Source organism: Hyphococcus sp. D3-15 (genome assembly GCF_055809375.1).
Window position 1 is genome coordinate 1,005,184 of record NZ_CM147910.1, and the last position, 17,271, is coordinate 1,022,454.

15 protein-coding genes, 1 tRNA gene and 1 pseudogene are annotated in these 17,271 nt (G+C 59.9%); 4 read left to right on the top strand and 13 right to left on the bottom strand.

What is annotated here, in order from left to right:
* Window positions 1-80: 80 nt before the first annotated feature.
* The 4 genes and pseudogenes from AC0L8G_RS05170 to AC0L8G_RS05185 form a co-directional block, all read right to left on the bottom strand.
* On the bottom strand, window positions 81-632 hold the full coding sequence (locus AC0L8G_RS05170) for a GNAT family N-acetyltransferase (protein WP_473387375.1): 552 nt from the start codon (window positions 630-632) through the stop codon (window positions 81-83).
* 97 nt (window positions 633-729) lie between these two features.
* Window positions 730-996, bottom strand: a complete 267-nt coding sequence (gene rpmA, locus AC0L8G_RS05175) for a 50S ribosomal protein L27 (RefSeq protein ID WP_473387377.1) — start codon at window positions 994-996, stop codon at window positions 730-732.
* A gap of 9 nt (window positions 997-1,005) precedes the next feature.
* Window positions 1,006-1,593, bottom strand: a complete 588-nt coding sequence (gene rplU / locus AC0L8G_RS05180; protein WP_473387379.1) for a 50S ribosomal protein L21 — start codon at window positions 1,591-1,593, stop codon at window positions 1,006-1,008.
* A 276-nt stretch (window positions 1,594-1,869) separates the two neighbouring features.
* Window positions 1,870-2,620: pseudogene (locus AC0L8G_RS05185) on the bottom strand (SDR family NAD(P)-dependent oxidoreductase).
* A gap of 84 nt (window positions 2,621-2,704) precedes the next feature.
* On the opposite strand from AC0L8G_RS05185, the gene AC0L8G_RS05190 reads away from it, so the two are divergent.
* Window positions 2,705-3,076, top strand: coding sequence for a winged helix-turn-helix transcriptional regulator (locus AC0L8G_RS05190; RefSeq protein WP_473387381.1), 372 nt, complete (start codon window positions 2,705-2,707; stop codon window positions 3,074-3,076).
* A 93-nt stretch (window positions 3,077-3,169) separates the two neighbouring features.
* On the opposite strand, the gene AC0L8G_RS05195 is transcribed toward AC0L8G_RS05190, so the two are convergent.
* Window positions 3,170-3,259: transfer RNA gene (locus AC0L8G_RS05195), tRNA-Ser, on the bottom strand.
* Window positions 3,260-3,447: 188 nt separating this feature from the next.
* Between AC0L8G_RS05195 and AC0L8G_RS05200 the strand changes: the two genes are divergently transcribed.
* Entirely contained in the window at window positions 3,448-6,249 is a 2,802-nt protein-coding gene (locus AC0L8G_RS05200) for a phosphoenolpyruvate carboxylase (RefSeq protein ID WP_473387383.1), read from the top strand.
* Here the strand turns inward: AC0L8G_RS05200 and AC0L8G_RS05205 are convergent.
* The 4 genes from AC0L8G_RS05205 to AC0L8G_RS05220 are packed head-to-tail and all read right to left on the bottom strand — an operon-like array spanning window position 6,246 to window position 10,147.
* A complete protein-coding gene (locus tag AC0L8G_RS05205) occupies window positions 6,246-6,824 on the bottom strand; it encodes a thymidine kinase (RefSeq protein WP_473387385.1) in 579 nt (192 codons plus the stop codon). The genes AC0L8G_RS05200 and AC0L8G_RS05205 overlap by 4 nt on opposite strands.
* A gap of 2 nt (window positions 6,825-6,826) precedes the next feature.
* Window positions 6,827-7,723: a diaminopimelate epimerase gene (dapF, locus tag AC0L8G_RS05210; RefSeq protein WP_473387387.1), complete on the bottom strand. Its 897-nt coding sequence runs from the start codon at window positions 7,721-7,723 to the stop codon at window positions 6,827-6,829.
* Between the two features lie 25 nt (window positions 7,724-7,748).
* Window positions 7,749-9,332, bottom strand: a complete 1,584-nt coding sequence (locus AC0L8G_RS05215) for a glycosyltransferase family 2 protein (protein ID WP_473387388.1) — start codon at window positions 9,330-9,332, stop codon at window positions 7,749-7,751.
* The gene (locus AC0L8G_RS05220) at window positions 9,329-10,147 is read right to left on the bottom strand and encodes a hypothetical protein (RefSeq protein WP_473387390.1); all 819 of its coding nucleotides are present in this window, start codon (window positions 10,145-10,147) and stop codon (window positions 9,329-9,331) included. Before AC0L8G_RS05220 ends, AC0L8G_RS05215 begins: the two co-directional genes overlap by 4 nt.
* A 284-nt stretch (window positions 10,148-10,431) precedes the next feature.
* Here AC0L8G_RS05220 and AC0L8G_RS05225 point away from each other — a divergent pair, with 284 nt between their 5' ends.
* Complete coding sequence (locus AC0L8G_RS05225) at window positions 10,432-11,127, top strand: hypothetical protein (RefSeq protein WP_473387393.1); 696 nt, start codon at window positions 10,432-10,434, stop codon at window positions 11,125-11,127.
* A 54-nt stretch (window positions 11,128-11,181) separates the two neighbouring features.
* Here the strand turns inward: AC0L8G_RS05225 and acnA are convergent, their stop codons facing one another.
* Entirely contained in the window at window positions 11,182-13,857 is a 2,676-nt protein-coding gene (acnA, locus tag AC0L8G_RS05230) for an aconitate hydratase AcnA (RefSeq protein WP_473387394.1), read from the bottom strand.
* Window positions 13,858-14,042: 185 nt separating this feature from the next.
* Between acnA and AC0L8G_RS05235 the strand changes: the two genes are divergently transcribed.
* Entirely contained in the window at window positions 14,043-14,564 is a 522-nt protein-coding gene (locus tag AC0L8G_RS05235) for an invasion associated locus B family protein (protein ID WP_473387396.1), read from the top strand.
* 14 nt (window positions 14,565-14,578) lie between these two features.
* Here the strand turns inward: AC0L8G_RS05235 and gor are convergent, their stop codons facing one another.
* The 3 genes from gor to rpiA form a co-directional block, all read right to left on the bottom strand.
* On the bottom strand, window positions 14,579-15,964 hold the full coding sequence (gor, locus tag AC0L8G_RS05240; protein ID WP_473387399.1) for a glutathione-disulfide reductase: 1,386 nt from the start codon (window positions 15,962-15,964) through the stop codon (window positions 14,579-14,581).
* Between the two features lie 8 nt (window positions 15,965-15,972).
* On the bottom strand, window positions 15,973-16,488 hold the full coding sequence (locus AC0L8G_RS05245) for a hypothetical protein (protein ID WP_473387401.1): 516 nt from the start codon (window positions 16,486-16,488) through the stop codon (window positions 15,973-15,975).
* A gap of 79 nt (window positions 16,489-16,567) precedes the next feature.
* Entirely contained in the window at window positions 16,568-17,263 is a 696-nt protein-coding gene (gene rpiA / locus AC0L8G_RS05250; RefSeq protein ID WP_473387403.1) for a ribose-5-phosphate isomerase RpiA, read from the bottom strand.
* Window positions 17,264-17,271: the final 8 nt, after the last annotated feature.

Here is a 17,271-nt window from a genome sequence, read left to right on the forward strand (position 1 = left end):
GACAATTGGCTGGAGGAACGAAGCGCGGGGGTTTTTTCAAATTGTTTCACGCTTGCGCGTATTTATTCGGCGCACACGCTTCAGGCGAATTCGACGCCGGAGGGAGCGATGAACGCCGTTTGCTCAAGGGCCATGCGCAAAGACGGCGCTTCACAGCCGCGCCCTTGCGAAAACTGCATCCGCTCCTCGCCGCTGGGGCGGAAGCCGATTTTGTCAAGCACGCGGCCCGAGGCCGGATTGTCGGCGAAGTGACCGGAAAGCAGTTTTTTCGCGCCGAGCCGTTCGAACGCGAAATGCGCAACGGCGTGCGCCGCTTCGGTCGCCACGCCTCTGCCGCGCGCCGGGGCGCCGACCCAATAGCCGAGCTCAAAGACTTCAAGCGTGATGCGCATGACGCCGCAACAGCCGACAAGCTCGTCGCCCTCGCAGACTGCGAAAGCGTGTTCCTTACCGCTGGCGAAGGCGTGCGCCGCGATCGCGGTGAAGATTTCGGCGTCGTCGAGCGAGTAGGGGTGGGGAATGCGCGCGGTATTGCGGGCGATGAGTTCGTCATTGCAAAGCCGGGCAAAGGCGGGCGCATCGGATTTCGCGATGGGGCGCAGCAAAAGGCGGTTGGTCTGAAGGAGAGTCATGGATCACCTGTTCCGAAAACAAAGAAGGCGCCCCGGGGGGCGCCTTCTTTTCGAAACTCTCATTCAGCGGCGCCCGAAGCGCCGCAAATGGGCGCGATTAATTGTCCGTACCACCACCAATAATGGAGACGTAATTCTTGCCGCCGCGTTTTTGCGCAAAGGAAACCTTGCCGTCCGTCAGTGCGAACAGCGTGTGGTCTTTGCCCATGCCGACATTCTCGCCAGGGTGATATTTCGTGCCGCGCTGACGCACGATGATGTTGCCAGGGATCACGGCTTCGCCGCCGTATTTTTTCACGCCCAGCCGGCGTCCGGCTGAGTCGCGTCCGTTGCGGGAGGAACCGCCTGCTTTTTTATGCGCCATCTCTAACTCCTATTCGCCCTTAGCGAGCTTTTTCGCCTGATCGACCCAGCCTTCCCGCTCAATGCGGCCTTTGAAGGAGAGTTTCTCGTCGAATTCTTCAATATCGCTTGCCGTCCACGCTGCAATTTGCGCGAAAGACGTCACGCCGGCTTCGTGCAGTTTTGTCTCCAGCACCGGACCAACGCCGGAGAGGAGTTTCAGATCGTCCGCGCCAGCAGCTGCAGCTGCTGCTTTCGGCTCTTCTTTTTTAGCGGCTTTTTTCGCCGCCGGTTTCGGCTTGGCGCCGTTTGTCAGGATGTCGGTCACGCGCAGAACCGTCAGGTGCTGGCGGTGGCCTTTGGTACGGCGGTAATTCTGACGCCGGCGCTTTTTGAAGACGATGATCTTCTTGTCGCGCTTTTGCTCAAGGATCTCGGCGGCCACAGCAGCGCCGTCGATCATCGGCGCGCCGACGGTCACATCGGCGCCTTCGCCGACCATCAGAACGTCGTCCAGCGTGATGACGTCGCCAGCCTCGCCGGGCAGGCGCTCAACCTTCAAAATATCGTCTTTGGAAACGCGGTATTGTTTACCGCCAGTCTTCACGACTGCGTACATATTCGACTCCGAGAGGCGCGTCTTTCGGCCTCAGTGTCCTTTTTCGCCCCGGTTTCTGTCGCCCGGTTGTTTAAAAGAAGCGGGTCTGTAGCCCGGCGGCCCCGGCCCGTCAAGCGGGAAATGGGCGGAAAACGCCGCTATCCGGGCGTTTTCGCGCGCCCCAGGCGGGGGATTATAGGGGCCGGCCGCATGGCGCGAAAGGCCGGCGCGGGCCCCGTCAGGTCAGGCGGCGTCCCGCGCCCGCCGGTTCAGGCCGGGCGGGGCGCCTCGCAAGGGTCAGACCTGGGCGTAGCCGCCATCGACGAAGACCTCGCCGCCGGTCATGAAGCTCGAGATCGTCGGAGGCGAGAAAGGCCGCGACAGCGGCGGTCTCGAGACGGGTCGCCAAACCGGCCCAAGGGCGTGTTTTCGAAGAAGCCTGCCTCGATGTGATCCGCCATGCCGGTGGCCGCGAAAAGGCCTTTGACGCTTTCGGTCTCGGTCAGGCCGGGGGAGAGGACGTTCACCCGCACGCCTTTTCCTTTCAGATCAAGCGACCAGCTGCGGGCGAAATTGCGCACCGCGGCTTTCGAGGCGCTGTAGACGCTCATGGCCGGGGTGCCGGTCACCCCGACAGTCGATCCGGTCAGGATAATCGATGCGCCCTTTCTAAACAGCGGCAGGGCTTTTTGGACCGTGAACAAGGTGCCTTTGACATTGATGTCGAAGGCGGTCGCATAATGCTCCGGCGTGATCTCACCGAGGGGGAGAATTCGCCCACGCCAGCATTGGCGAACAACACGTCCAGGCCGCCTTTTTCGGCCTTCACCGTTTGATAAAGACGGTCGAGATCTTCGGCGACCGTGATGTCGCCGCGCACCGCGCGCGCATTGGACCCGAGCTCTTTCAAGGCCGCGTCGAGCGCATTTTGCCGGCGCCCGAAAATGTAGACGAAAGCGCCGTCTGCAATGAAACGCTTCGCCGTCGCCAGGCCGATGCCGCTGGCGCCGCCCGTGATGACGGCGATCTTTCCTTCAAGCTTGCCCATGACAAATCTCCTTTGATTGGGACGGCGAGAAGGTATGCTAAGCTTTCCATTGCACAAGTATGCACCTTTTGGTAAGTATAGATAATGTCCAGAAAAAATCCCGCGCCCTCGCCCTTTATCTGCGGTCTTGATGCGACGCTTCGGCTGATCGCCGGCAAGTGGAAGCCGCTCATCCTGTTTTTCCTGGCGAAGGAGCCCATGCGCTATGGCGCGCTCAAGCGCTCCGTGCGCGGCGTCAGCGACAAGGTGTTGATCCAGCAACTCAAAGAGTTAGAGGCGCATGGCGTTGTTCTGCGTACTGATTACAAAGAGGTGCCGCCCCGGGTCGATTATACGCTGACGCCCCTTGGCCACAGCCTCACCGCAGCGATGGTCCCGCTTTGCGGCTGGGGTGAGAAAAACGCCGACAAGATCGCAGCGGCGATCGCCAAACAGGAGAAGGCGGCGGCGGGGTAGGTTGAACGCTAAAGCCAATGCCGCGACGGGGTCCGGTCGGGCAGGAGGCCCCTGCGGAAGGCGTCGCGAAACGATTGTCCGCGAGCACGAAACTGGCGGAGAGGGTGGGATTCGAACCCACGGTACCCGCAAAGGCACAACGGTTTTCGAGACCGCCCCAATCGACCACTCTGGCACCTCTCCACAAGGCTGCCGGTCATATACAGCCCGTCCCATGCAGGGAGCGTGGTCTCTAGCGCCTCATTTTGGCGGGCGCAACCGGGTTGTGAGCGAGATTGGCAGGATCTGTCGTTCGGGCGCGCGCCTATTTACCCGGGGGCGGACTTGCCTATGCTGCGCTGCGACAAGACAAGCATCAGGAATACCAGGGCATGACAAAACATAATAAAAACGCACCCAGTGCTCAATCTCTGCTGGCGGAGCTCGGCCGCCACAAGGAAGCGGCCACCGAGGACCCTCATATCAACCCTGTGGCGCGGCTTGCATCGGAGTTGTTTTTGACGCTGGAAGACGGCTCGGCGACGATTGCAGATCTGGCGTCGGCGGCGGGCGCGCTTGGCGATGACGCCTTTGAAGACCGCGCGCGGGAATTCCATCGCCGCCGCAGCGGCGGCCGCGATTTGACCGATGCGCTGACAAGCCTCGCTGAAAAAGGATTTGATGCGTTTCGCGATACGGTGGAGCGTGCGCGGGCGGGCATCGTCTTCACCGCGCATCCCACATTCGCGCTTGGCGGCGCCAAACGCGAACTCATCGCGCGGTTTCCCGGTAATGATGAGGCCGGTCTGCAAGCCTGGCGCAAGGAATTGGCGGCGCTCGCCAATGCGGAAAAAGACGACATCACTTTGCGCTATGAACATGAAGAAGCGCGCAAGGCGATTGAGAACGCACAAGCTGCATTGCGCAAGCTCAACACGGCGATCATCGAGACGGCGCGGAAAACCTTTCCGCGCAAATGGGCGTCTTTGCGCCCCGCCCCGGTCAGCATCGCAAGCTGGGTGGGTTACGACCTCGATGGCCGCAGCGACATCCACTGGGGCGAATCCATTCGCATACGGATTTATGAAAAGGCGACGCAATTGCGCCGTTATGAGGCGGCGCTTTCCGAGATATCCGGGCTCGCGCCGGATGGAAGCCTTGATGCGCTGCGCGATGAGATGGCGAAGGCGGCGGCGCTGGCGGAGCGTCAGGCGGAAGCTTTTGCGGGCGATCTGAATGATCCCGATGTGGTTGTGGGCGCGGCAAACCTCCTTACCGGGAAGGAGGAGGGCCGGCTGATTTCGCTGGCGCCGGCGATAGAGTTCATCACCGCCGCGATTGAATCCGTAGAGGATGCGGATGCAAAATCCGCGCTGATTTTGCTGCGCGCGGAAATGGAAACCTGCGGGCTGGGTCTCGCGCGCATTCATTTGCGGGTGAACGCCGCGCAAGTGCGGTCAGCATTGCGCGCCGATCTCGGGCTTGATCCGGATACCGGTTTCCTCGGCCGCTCAGCGCTCGATATTGCGGCGAAAAAGACAATGCTGGCGCGTGAGCGCGCGGTGAATTTCGGATCGGTGTTTCTCGAAAAAATGACGGCGCGGCGCCAGTTCATGCTCTGCGCTGAAATTCTCAAACATATCGACGCCGACACGCCGATCCGCTTCCTGATCGCCGAATGCGAAGCGCCGGCGACTGTGATGGGCGCGGTGTATCTGGCGCGTCTGTATGGCGTTGAAAAGAAGCTCGACATTTCGCCGCTGTTTGAAACCCCGCAGGCGCTGGAAAGCGGCGGGCGGTTTCTTGAGCGCCTTTTGCGCGAGCCGGAATATCTCGACTATGTGTCGGGTCGCGGCCGCATGTCGATCCAGCTCGGTTTTTCTGATAGCGGCCGTTTCATGGGACAATGCGCGGCGGGCCTCGCGGTGGAGCGCTTGCAGGTCTTGTTCGCCCGCGCGCTTGCCGACGCGAAGATGACCCATCTCGAAGCATTGGTCTTCAACACGCACGGCGAATCCATGGGTCGCGGCGCGCATCCGGATTCTTTTGCCGACCGGTTGAACCACCTTGCGACCCCATGGGTCAGAAGCCGTTTCGCGAAGGCGGGTATTCCGCTTGCTGAGGAATGCAGCTTTCAGGGCGGCGAGGGCTATCTGCATTTTCAGACACCGGCGCTTTCCGAGCAGACCATCAATCTGGTGTGGAGCGGAATCATCAGCGAAGATGGTGCTGGCGAAAAAGACCGCTTCTATACGGATATAAACTATTCCTGGGATTTCTATCGCGGCCTGAAAACCTGGCAGGAACAGCTCTTCCAGCGGTCGGATTACCGTCACGCGCTGTCCGGTTTTGCGCTGCGGTTCCTGTACAAGACCGGGTCGCGCCAGGCCAAGCGCGGCAAGGGCGGCGGTTTTGATCTGAGCGCGCTGCGCGCCATTCCCCATAATGCGATCCTGCAGCAATTGGGGGCGCCGGCCAATGTGTCGGGCGGTTTCGGCATGGCCGCCGGCCGCGAACCGGACCGCTTGGTGGAGCATATCAACAGCTCTGCGCGCATGCGTGCGCTCACCGCGCTTGCAGCAAGAGCGCGAGCCGGCACTGACCTTTCTGTATTGCGCGCTTATGCAACCCTTTATGCGCCGCATTACTGGTCGTCGCTTGCGGTCGCTGCGGGCTCGAGCAAACGCGCGGACGCCTATGAGGCGGCGCAGGAGGCCTTGGGCGCGGGCGAGACATCGGATGCGTTTCACCGCCTGACTGATTTCCTGTCGCAGGATTTGCGCCGTTTCGACGCGATATTGGAAGCGCAGGATATTGACCCGGACGGCGCCCATCGCGATCGCCAGTCAGCATTGCATGCGATTCGTCAGGCGCTGATGGCGAAAGCGGTGTCGCTGATCGCGAGCGCGCCGCCCTTTTCCCGCCGCCACGACATCGCCCATCAGGACCTGATTGCGATGGTGCTTGAATGGCGCCTTGATGAGGCGATTGAACTGTTGGGCGAAATCTTCCCGGCGCGCGGCGTCGCCAACGGCGCCTTTGAGGGGCTGGAAGAAAAAGTCGAAGATCACGCCTTTGAAGGCGGCGCCTATCCTGAAATTCACCGCGATATTATCGGTCCGTTGCGTGAGATTTCGGTGGTCTCGCGCACCTTGTCGCAAGGCATCGCCAATTTTTACGGGGCGTTCGGCTAAGTATTGAACGCGTCGTAGAAATGTTTGCGGCAAAGCGGGATGTAGCGGTCATTGCCGCCGATTTCGATCTTTTCGCCGCTGGTGACGGCTTTGCCGCTGGCGTCGATGCGTAAATTCATCGTCGCTTTCCGTCCGCATTTGCAGATGGTTCTGAGTTCGCGAATTTCATCGGCGATGGCGAGCAGGCGCGCGCTGCCTTCAAACAATTCGCCCATGAAATCCGTGCGCAATCCGTAGCAGATGACGGGAATGTTGATTTCATCGACAATCCGCGCAAGTTGCATGACCTGTGCGACGGAAAGAAACTGCGCTTCATCCAGAAACACGCAGGCGGCGGTCATGGTCGCGCTTTCCGCCTGGACGATGGCGAAGATATCCGTTTGCGCATCGAACATATGGGCGTCTTTTTTCAGGCCGATGCGTGAGGCGATCACCCCGGTTCCGACGCGGTCATCAATGCGCGCAGTAAACTCAATCGTCTGCATGCCGCGTTCGCGATAGTTGAAACTCGCCTGCAGCAATGTTGTCGATTTGCCGGCGTTCATGGCGGCGTAATTGAAATAGAGTTTCGCCATGGTCAGAAATCTTCGCTGAAGCGGCCTTCGCCTTCAAGCGTGATCGGCCCGGTCATGATGATGTGATTATCCTCCTCGCGCCACTCAATGGCGAGGTCGCCGCCATCCAGCGTGACGGTCGCCTTGCGCGCGGTGAGGCGGCGGCGGTGGGCGGCGACGGCGGCGGCGCAGGCGGCGGTGCCGCAAGCCTTGGTGATGCCGACGCCGCGTTCCCAAACCCGCAGGCGGATCGCATGTTTGCTCAGCACCTGCGCGACGGAGACATTAACGCGCTCGGGAAACAGCGGATGGTTTTCGATCAGCGGTCCGAAACGGTCGAGCGCTTGCGTCTCCGCGTCGTCGACGAAAAAGATGCAATGCGGATTGCCGACATTCACCGCCGACGGTCCCCACAGCACCGGCTTGTCTATCGGGCCGAGTTTGACATCCACAAAGCGGGTGTCATCCATCTGTTCGGCGAGCGGAATTTCCCGCCAGCCGAATTTCGGCTCGCCCATATCGACGGCGATGCGCCCGTTTCCACTTTTGTTGTCGCCGACGCGCTTTGCGTGAAGCGGCGCGCCGAGCGTGGAGAACTCGACTTCGTTGGTCCCGCTTTCCTCCATCAACAGCCAGCCGACGCAGCGCGCGGCGTTTCCGCAAGCGCCCACTTCCGAGCCGTCGGCGTTATAAACGCCCATAAAGACGCCGTCATAACCTTTGCGGCGCTCAATGGTGATGAACTGATCGCAGCCGGGGCCGGTCTTTGGCGCGGCGGCTTTGCGGATCGCGTCTTCGTCAAGCGCCGCCGGATCGTCGCGCAAATCAAGGATGATGAACTCGTTTCCGAGGCCGTTCATTTTCAGATAGGGCCGTCCGGCGAGCATAGTGGCGGTGCGAGCAGCGGCGTCGGTCGTCATGAGATGTCCGTCTACTAAGTCCGTTTTAAAAATGCGCCTTTAGCGCAGCCTCGCGTTTTTCCTGCGCGGCCTTGCTGATGACGTGGTCGGTCTTTTCCCAGTAATGCGGGCGAAAGACCGCCTGCCACAATGCTTTATAGGCGGCGGCGGAGCTTAGCAACCAGTAGGCGGGCGCAGTCAATCCATAGATGGAAAGGCGCCGCCACCCCCGCTTTAGCGGCCCAAGCATCATCAACAGGATAAAAAACAAATTGCCGAAAATCAGCGCGAACAGATTGAGATAGAGCACCGGCGCCGGAAATAGCTGTTCAAGGATTGGCGGGCGCACGGTCACCCAGATCAGAAAACAGGTCCACATGACCGGGTTGATCACCGCGCTGAACACATTCCCGGCCACGAAGAGTTGTACGGCGAGAAAGCCGCGCCATCCGGTCGTCGCAATGATCCTTTGCGGCTGGCGCATATGCACCAGCCAAGTTTGAAGATACCCCTTCAGCCAGCGCGAGCGCTGGCGCATCCAGTTATTGACCCGGCAATTGGCCTCCTCAAACGTGGTCGAGTTCATGACTTCCACACGGAACCCCAGCCGCGCCAGGCGCAGGCCAAGGTCGGCGTCTTCGGTGACATTATAGGGGTCCCAGCCGCCAATATCAGCAAGCACATCGGTGCGGAAGAAGTTCGATGTTCCGCCAAGAGGTATCGGCGCGCCCATACGCTGCAGAGCGGGGAGGAGCCAGTCAAACCACAGCGAATATTCAAGCGTGAAAAGCTTGGTCAGCCAGTTGTCCGATCGATTGTAATAGTTGAGCCGGGCCTGGACGCAGGCGAGTTGCGCGTCGCCCGCGGCGAAAGACGACGCGGCTTTTCTGAGCTGATCCGGCTCCGGCAAATCTTCCGCATCATAAATGACAATGAGCTCGCCTTGCGCGAGGTAAAGTCCGTAATTGCAGGCTTTCGGTTTGGTGCGCGGGTTTCGGGCCGGCAGGATGATCGTGTCGAAGCGCCGGTCAATGCCGAGACGGCGCGCCTCGGCAATTGTTTCCGGATCGTCCTCCTCAAGCAGCAGCTTCACGTCTTTTTTGCGGGCCGGATAATCAAGCTGGTCGATGGCTTGCGCGAGCATCGGCAAGGCGGCGCCGTCGCGATAAAGCGGCAGGAGAATGGTGATGACCGGCAGCGCTTCATCTTTCATGCGGGGCGGTGCAGGGGTGTTGAGCGGCGTATGCCTGCCCAGCACCAGCAACCATAAACGAAAGGCGATGGCGCTGATGAAGTAGACGGTGACGACGATGTTGAACCCCGCCAGCGTGGCGAGCGGCCATCGCCAGGCAAGCGTCACAAGGCCGATCAGAAAAACGGCGAATGACGCAATTTGCCCGGCGGTAAGCAGGCGCTTTGCAGATTCTTCGGGCCAGAGAGAGGCCAGACCGCTGATCGCAGCGAAATCGATGTCGCCGCCAAACCGCTCGAACAGCAAGCGTTGGACGCTGGCATTGCGATGCGCGCGCAGCGGATAAATGTTTTCGCCGCCAGTCGGGCTTTTGGCGGGTTTCGCTTCTGCGGGCGCGCCGCACTTCTCGCGCCGGGTTTGCTCCAGCGCCTTGCTCAAAACGAACTCCACAGACCGAGAAAGAAAGTCCGGCCGCGAGCGAGATTGCGGCCCGCTATCTCTTCATTCATGCCGGCTTGCAGCGACCAGTGATGATTGAAGCGGTAAACGATCGACGGTTGAATTTTGATGATGTCGTAGTCAGCGCCCCCCGGTTCTTCGTTACGCATGGAAACCGTCGCAAAGCTTTCCAGCAGAAGCATCCAGTGATCGCCCGCTTTGGCGCCGAGCGTTGCCTGTCCGCGCAACAGATCGGCGGCGGCGCCGAAGCGCTTGCGGTAGCCGAGTTCCATGGCGGTAAAAGTCTGCACCGGCCCGAAAGTCAGATTGCGCCCGTAAAGCGCGGCGACCTCTAGATCTGCGCCGCTATCAAGCGTGTCGCGCGCGCTGGCTTGAAAGGCGGAGGGTTTGCCCGCTGACAGCCTGACCGACGCCGCATGCTTGTTGTTGCGCAAAAACTGATATTGCGCGTATCCCTCTAATTCTGAAAACCCGCTATCTGAATATGATCCTGTGCTGTTTGTCAGCCATGAGGTTCCGTAAATCGCCTTGCCGCCGATCGTGATGTCAGGGGTGAGGCCGAATTCGAAATAGGTGTTGGTGTCGAGACTTTCAAAGGCGCCGCCATTCGGGTCTTCCGAAGACAGGTCCGTGCGGAAATATTCTGCGCGGGTGATGACCAGCAATTCCCCGCCGGGTCGCGCCCAGGGCGATGCGCGTGCAGGGGCCTGTGCAAGGCAAGCGGCGCCAACCGCCGCGCATAGCGCAAAGGAAAGCCTTCCGATGCCGGAATGTTGCGCCGCCCCGTTTCCCATCCCCCGCCTTTCTGGCTTCTATGGGAGGGAAACTATTTCAGAAAGGGCGAAGACTGGCTAGTCTGAAGAGAATAAAACACAGCATTGATGCAGGCTTATCTTTTGCAATGCTGTCCTATTTTTTCTGTTCATCCTTGTCCGGCATCCGTCAGGAGTGCGGTGCGCCATTCCGGGCGCCCGCGGCGGACGACTTGAAACCGTCAAAATACTGTGACGCCATTGTCATTTGGCAGACTTAATTCCTGCTGGCGCGGACGCGAGGTCCGCCCTGAAAGGAACATCACATGCGTTTTGGTAAGTTCGTCTTCTCATCTCTGCTCGCTCTTGTGGTCGCCGCCGGGTCGGCGCAGGCGAGCCTGATCAAGATTTCTTTTGAAGGTCAAAACTCATCTTCGTCATCCCCTGACAACAATTCACTCGGCAACGGGCTTTCGGCGATTTCAGGTTATGTCATTTACGACACCGAAACCGCACCGACGCCTTTTGTCTCGAACTCAAGCCGTGAAGCGATCAACTATGTCGGCGGCGTCAAGGAATTCGCTTTTGCAACCGGCGGCGTTTCCGGAAAGCGCAGCGGCGATTTCGGCTCGATCCAGGTGTCGGACCAATTCACCGCAGGAAGCGACCGGCTTTCCTTCAATAATATATACCTGTCTCCGTCGGAGATTGTGGGCGAGTTCGATGGCATCAACCGTCTTCAGTTCACGCTTGGCTTGAGCGGGTTGTTTTCGGCGCTCTCCAGCGCGGCTTTGCCCGGCGCGTTCGATCCGGCGATTTTCACCGGTCAGACCAATCTTTCCCTGTTTGTTTCGCTGCTCGATCCGGCTTCCCAGCCGGGCGTCGCAAAGTCTCTCAACTTTAATTTCACCAGCTTGAAAGTTGAAGAAGTCTCTGAGGTCCCTCTGCCGGGCGCCCTCGGCCTGTTCCTGCTTGGCGGCGGCGTTCTCGCTGCTGCGCGCAAGAAAAAAGCCCGCCAATAAGGCGGGCCTTTTGAAGGTCGGAGAAAACGACGGCGATTGCCGTCGTTTTTTTGTCTAGGCCGCAAGCTTGCGGATGACGTAATGCAGGATGCCGCCATTGCGGAAATAGTCGAGCTCATCCGCCGTATCGATGCGCACCAGCATTTCCACATTTTTCGTTTCGCCATTGGCGAATTTGATCGCGACTTTTACATTGGCGCGCGGCTCGATCTTGTCGACATTCTCGATCGTGACCTGTTCGTCGCCAGTGATGCCGAGCGAAGTCCAGCTTTCGCCTTCCTTGAACTGCAGCGGCAGCACGCCCATGCCGATCAGGTTCGAGCGGTGAATACGCTCAAAGCTTTCCGCGATGACCGCCCGCACGCCAAGCAGGATCGTGCCTTTCGCCGCCCAGTCGCGCGACGAGCCAGTGCCATATTCCTTGCCCGCGAACACGACGCTCGGCGCGTTGTCGGCTTTGTATTTCATCGCCGCATCGTAGATCGGCATGGTTTCGCCGGTCGGCACATATTTCGTCACGCCGCCTTCAGTGCCCGGCACCATTTGGTTTTTGATGCGGATATTGGCGAAGGTGCCGCGCATCATCACTTCATGATTGCCGCGCCGCGAACCATAGGAGTTGAACTCCTCAACCGGCACCTGGTGGGATTTGAGATATTCCCCGGCAGGCCCGCTCGCCTTGATCGATCCGGCGGGCGAGATGTGGTCGGTGGTGATCGAGTCGCTGAACAGCGCGAGGACGCGGGCGCCGTTGATCGGCTGCACCGGCTTCGGCTCTTTGGTCATGCCCTCGAAGTAAGGCGGGTTGGCCACATAGGTGGACGCCGGCCAGCGATAGGTCTGGCCGTCGCCGGCGTCGATCGCCTGCCATTTCTCGTCGCCTTTGAAGACGTCCGCATAGCGCTCTGCGAACATCTTCGCCGTCACATGCTTGCGCACGACTTCCGCGATCTCTTTGTTGGACGGCCAGATGTCCTTCAGGAACACATCATTGCCGTCCTTGTCTTTGCCGAGCGAATCCGTGGTCAGATTGACATTCATCGATCCGGCGATCGCATAGGCGACCACCAGCGGCGGTGAGGCGAGATAGTTCGCCCGCACATCCTGTGAGACGCGGCCTTCGAAGTTGCGGTTGCCGGAAAGAACCGAGGCGACCGCGAGGTCATTCTCATTCACTGCTTTGGAAATCGCAGGGGGCAGCGGACCGGAATTGCCGATGCAGGTCGTGCAGCCATAACCGACAAGGTTGAAGCCGAGCGCGTCGAGATCGTCGGTCAGGCCTGCGGCGTCGAGATAATCCGTCACGACCTGGCTGCCCGGCGCCAGCGAGGTTTTTACCCATGGCTTCACAGTCAGGCCTTTGGCGTGCGCATTGCGCGCGACAAGACCGGCGGCGATCAGCACCGACGGGTTGGATGTGTTGGTGCAGGAGGTGATGGCGGCGATGGTGACGTCGCCATGACCGAGGTCGAATTTTTCGCCTGCGACGGCGACGCGTTTATTCGCTTCGCCCGCCTTGCCATATTCCTTGTCGAGCGAAACCGCGAAGCTTTGCGGCGCGGAGGAAAGATCGACGCGATCTTGCGGACGTTTCGGTCCGGCGAGTGACGGTTTCACGGAAGCGAGGTCGAGCGCCAGCGTGTCGGTGAAGACCGGGTCCGGCGTGTCCTTGGCGCGCCACATGCCTTGCTCTTTCGCATAGGCTTCAACCAGCGCGACGCGCTCGTCTGTGCGGCCGGTGGCTTTGAGATAGCGCAGGGTTTCATCGTCAACCGGGAAGAAGCCGCAAGTGGCGCCATATTCCGGCGCCATGTTGGCGATCGTCGCCTGATCTTCGAGCGCGAGGTGATCAAGGCCGGGCCCGTAAAATTCGACGAACTTGCCGACAACGCCTTTCTTGCGCAGCATTTCCACGATCACCAGCACAAGGTCCGTCGCGGTCGCGCCTTCCGGCAATTTGCCGGTGAGCTTGAAGCCGATCACTTCGGGGATCAGCATGGAGACCGGCTGGCCAAGCATCGCCGCTTCCGCTTCGATGCCGCCGACGCCCCAACCAAGAACGGACAGGCCGTTGACCATGGTGGTGTGGCTGTCGGTGCCGACCAGCGTGTCCGGATAGGCGTAGGTTTCGCCCTTGTAGTCTGCGGTCCAGACCGTTTGCGCGAGATATTCGAGATTGACCTGATGGCAGATCCCGGTGCCGGGCGGTACGACGCGGAAATTGTCAAACGCGCCCTGTCCCCATTTCAGGAACTGGTAGCGCTCAGAGTTGCGCTCATATTCGCGGTCGACGTTTTTCTTGAACGCGTCCGGTCCGCCGAAATAATCGACCATCACCGAGTGATCAATGACGAGATCGACCGGCGCCAGCGGATTAATTTTCTCCGGGTCTTCGCCGAGCTTTTTCATCGCGTCGCGCATGGCGGCGAGGTCGACCACGGCGGGCACGCCGGTGAAGTCCTGCATCAGCACGCGCGCCGGGCGATAGGCGATCTCTCGCGTTGACTTGCCGTTTTTGAGCCAGTCGGCGAAGGCCTTGATGTCGTCCGCCGTCACCGAGCGGTCATCTTCAAAGCGCAGGAGATTTTCCAGAAGGACCTTCAACGAAAAGGGAAGGCGGGAAATATCGCCGATATGCTTCGCCGCTTCGTTGAGGCTGTAATAGGCGTAAGTGGCGCCGCCCGCGGAAAGCGTCTTTTTCGTCTTCAAGGAATCGCGTCCGGGTATCATAAAGTCCCTCCGGTTAGAAAAAAGCTGAGAAATTCCGCGCCGTTATGGCGCAAGGTCTGCGCCCTTGCAATGCGGCGATGCGTTTTGGGCCGCCGCCATAGTCGCGACAAATTTCGAACTATGTTATCAGCACTGAAAACCCGTTATTGAACCCGTTCCAGTCCGCTTCAGGGAGCTTCGTTTTCATGCCTCGTCCGTCCTTATCCGTTGTTCTCGCCGCCATTTCCGGCCTCGTCGCCTGCCTGGCCCCGCTTGGCGCGGCCGCGCAGCAGCCTGAAGCCAAGGCGACCTTCCGGGACTGGTCCGTTTTCGTGCGGGAAGTGGATGGGGATAAAATCTGCTTTGCGGCGACCGAGGCGTCCGACAAATCGCCGAAATCGGTCAATCATGGGGACGTGTTTTTCCTCATCGCCAGCTGGAAATCCGGCGCCGCGAAGGAGCAGCCCAGCCTGATGACGGGCTACGCCATGAACACCAAGCCGGAGCCGACGCTCCGGATCGGCTCAGACAAGTGGGACATGTACACCTCGGAAAACGAGGCCTTCATCGAATCCGGGTCGGAAGAACAGCGCCTCATCCGCGCCATGCGCCAGGGCGCCGATATGCGGATCAGCGCCGTCTCCCAGCGCGGCACGGCGACCAGCTATGTGATTTCCCTGCGCGGCGTGTCGGCCGCGCTTGACCGCGCCAAGGCGGAATGCCGCTAGGCGCGGGCGGGCCGTTAAGGCGCGTCTGAGGTTGTCGGCACGTATTTCGTTTTCAACGTCACCAGTTCCTCGGCGATAGTCGGATGCAGCGCAACCGTATCGTCAAAGTCCTTCTTGGTGAGGCCCGCCTTCACCGCGATCGCGACGCACTGAATCATTTCCGCCGCTTCCTCGCCGACAATATGACAGCCAAGCACGCGGTCCGTGTCACCGTCGACAACGAGCTTCATCAACACCCGTTCGCCCGACTCGGTCAGAATATGTTTCATCGACCGGAACTCGGTTTTGTAGATGTCGATATTCTTGAACTCGTGACGGGCTTCATGTTCGGCATAGCCGACGGAACCCACCGGCGGCTGTGAGAACACGGCTTTTGGAATGAACCGGTAATCAGTGGATGTCGGATTGTTGTTGTAGAATGTTTCCGCAAAAGCGGCGCCTTCGCGGATGGCGACCGGCGTAAGGTTCACGCGGTCTGTCACGTCGCCGACAGCAAAAATGCTTGGGGCGGTGGACTGAGACTGCTCGTTGACTTTGATGGCGCCGTTCTTGTCGGTTTCAACGCCGGCGTTTTCAAGGCCCAATCCCGTTGTCACCGGCTTGCGGCCCACGGCCCAGAACACGCAATCAGTGTCGATATGGACACCCGTCGACAAGTGGACCCGCTTCTGGTCGCCATCCAGTTTTTCGATTTTGTCGAACACCGCTTGCGTGATGACGCGGATGCCCTGGCGTTGCAGTTCCTTGTGAACCTGCGTCGACACATCGGCGTCGAAATAGCGAAGGATGTCTTCGCCGCGATAGACGAGGCAGACATCGGCGCCGAGGCCTTTAAAGATGCAGGCGAATTCGATGGCGATATAGCCGCCGCCGGCGACGACGACGTGCTTCGGCAATGTCTCCAGATGGAATGCTTCGTTGGAGGTGATGCCTAGTTCATGTCCCGGCACTTTTTCATCGACCCAGGGCGCGCCGCCGACAGCGACCAGAATGCGTTCGGCGGTGACGTCGCGGCCTTCTGCTTCTAGATGGATCGTGTGGGCGTCTTTGATGGTCGCGCGCGACTGGAAAATATCGGCGCCTGCGTTTTTCAGATTGCGGATATAGATTCCATTGAGGCGATCAATCTCGGCGTCCTTATTGGCGATCAGCGTCGACCAGTCGAAGGAAACATTGTCAGCCGTCCAGCCATAGCCTTTGGCGTTTTGAAAGTCGTGACCATACTCGCTTGCGTAAACGAGATATTTTTTCGGCACGCAGCCGCGAATGACGCAAGTGCCGCCGACGCGAAATTCCTCCGCCACGCCGACCTTGGCGCCATAGCTGGCCGCCAGCCGCGAGGCGCGCACGCCGCCGGAACCGGCGCCGATGGTGAACAGGTCATAATCATAGTTGGACATGGAAAGCCTTACTTCTCTGGAATGAAGCCAATGCGGGTTTCAAAACGCTTATCATTGAATTCCAGCACTTCGAGCTGAAACGTGTTCAAAAATTCGCGATATATCGCTTCAAATACCGGCTCGAGCTTGCCCTCATAGTCGAGCGGGATGCGAATGATCGGCTGTTGCGCGACAAAGACGTCAAAGCTGTCGCCGGTGACTTCCACCGACAGGGCGGTGCGCAGCCAAAGCGATCCTGAATCTTCAAAATTATGAACGGTCAGCGCCAGGCCGAAATGCACCGGTTCAAGCGCAATCACTACGCGGCGGCGATAGCTGAACGCTTCCTCGCCATAATCCTTGCGTGGATCGAAGGGCCCTTCGGGCGGCACGGCGGTCACGCTTTCGGCGTTGCAGCCGAGATAGTCCGGCAGGCCGGTAATCACCGCTTCGCCAAACCCTTTGCAGCGCAGGAGATTTTCAAAGGCCGCCGCGCCATACGCTTTTATGGCGTCCTGCAGTTTTTCAAAGCGGGTCTTGTCCATGATCAATCCGGTTTAACGCGCGGAACGGTAGCGTGGCGGGATGGCGGAGGCAAAGGCGACGAGGAAGTCAAACCCGCGCTCACGCGCCTTCAATGCTGACGCCATCTTCATCGCCATAGATCACCAAATCGGTCATGCCGCAGAATAACCCGCTTTCCAGCACGCCGGGAATGGCGGCGAAAGCTGCCTCGAGCTCTGCCGGGTTCTCGATGCGGCCGAGCCTGCAATCGATGATCAGATTGCCGCCATCGGTTTTCACGGCGTCGCCGTCGCGGGCGCGCACTTCCAATGCCGGATTGGCGTATCCATGATCGGCGAGCGTCCGTCGCATGGCGGCGACGGTGAGCGCCCAACTGAAAGGTGAAATTTCAACCGGCAATGGGAACGCGCCAAGCGCGGCGACGCGTTTTGATTTGTCGGCGATGACGATGAATTTCCTGGCCGCATAGGCGATGACTTTCTCGCGCAACAGCGCCGCGCCGCCGCCCTTGATCAGGTTGAAAGCCGGGTCCGCTTCGTCGGCGCCGTCGACCGCGAGGTCGATGATCGTGGTTTCATCAGGTTCGATGATTTCCACGCCGAGCCGTTCGGCCTGCGCGCGCGTCGCTTCGGAAGTGGGCACGCCGCGCAGGTCCCAGCCTTCAGAAACCAGGCGGCCGACAATATCGACGAAATGGGCGGCGGTGGACCCGGTGCCAAGCCCCAGTGTCATGCCGCGCTCGATATGTTTGGCGGCTTCTTCGGCGGCGAGACGCTTGCCGGCTTCCTTGTCCATGTGTGACT

What these genes read in the sequence shown, in the direction of transcription:
- AC0L8G_RS05170 (WP_473387375.1), bottom strand. Translation starts at nt 632, where the DNA reads ATGACTCTCCTTCAGACCAACCGCCTTTTGCTGCGCCCCATCGCGAAA.
- rpmA (WP_473387377.1), bottom strand. Translation starts at nt 996, where the DNA reads ATGGCGCATAAAAAAGCAGGCGGTTCCTCCCGCAACGGACGCGACTCA.
- rplU (WP_473387379.1), bottom strand. Translation starts at nt 1,593, where the DNA reads ATGTACGCAGTCGTGAAGACTGGCGGTAAACAATACCGCGTTTCCAAA.
- AC0L8G_RS05190 (WP_473387381.1), top strand. Translation starts at nt 2,705, where the DNA reads ATGTCCAGAAAAAATCCCGCGCCCTCGCCCTTTATCTGCGGTCTTGAT.
- AC0L8G_RS05200 (WP_473387383.1), top strand. Translation starts at nt 3,448, where the DNA reads ATGACAAAACATAATAAAAACGCACCCAGTGCTCAATCTCTGCTGGCG.
- AC0L8G_RS05205 (WP_473387385.1), bottom strand. Translation starts at nt 6,824, where the DNA reads ATGGCGAAACTCTATTTCAATTACGCCGCCATGAACGCCGGCAAATCG.
- dapF (WP_473387387.1), bottom strand. Translation starts at nt 7,723, where the DNA reads ATGACGACCGACGCCGCTGCTCGCACCGCCACTATGCTCGCCGGACGG.
- AC0L8G_RS05220 (WP_473387390.1), bottom strand. Translation starts at nt 10,147, where the DNA reads ATGGGAAACGGGGCGGCGCAACATTCCGGCATCGGAAGGCTTTCCTTT.
- AC0L8G_RS05225 (WP_473387393.1), top strand. Translation starts at nt 10,432, where the DNA reads ATGCGTTTTGGTAAGTTCGTCTTCTCATCTCTGCTCGCTCTTGTGGTC.
- acnA (WP_473387394.1), bottom strand. Translation starts at nt 13,857, where the DNA reads ATGATACCCGGACGCGATTCCTTGAAGACGAAAAAGACGCTTTCCGCG.
- AC0L8G_RS05235 (WP_473387396.1), top strand. Translation starts at nt 14,043, where the DNA reads ATGCCTCGTCCGTCCTTATCCGTTGTTCTCGCCGCCATTTCCGGCCTC.
- gor (WP_473387399.1), bottom strand. Translation starts at nt 15,964, where the DNA reads ATGTCCAACTATGATTATGACCTGTTCACCATCGGCGCCGGTTCCGGC.
- AC0L8G_RS05245 (WP_473387401.1), bottom strand. Translation starts at nt 16,488, where the DNA reads ATGGACAAGACCCGCTTTGAAAAACTGCAGGACGCCATAAAAGCGTAT.
- rpiA (WP_473387403.1), bottom strand. Translation starts at nt 17,263, where the DNA reads ATGGACAAGGAAGCCGGCAAGCGTCTCGCCGCCGAAGAAGCCGCCAAA.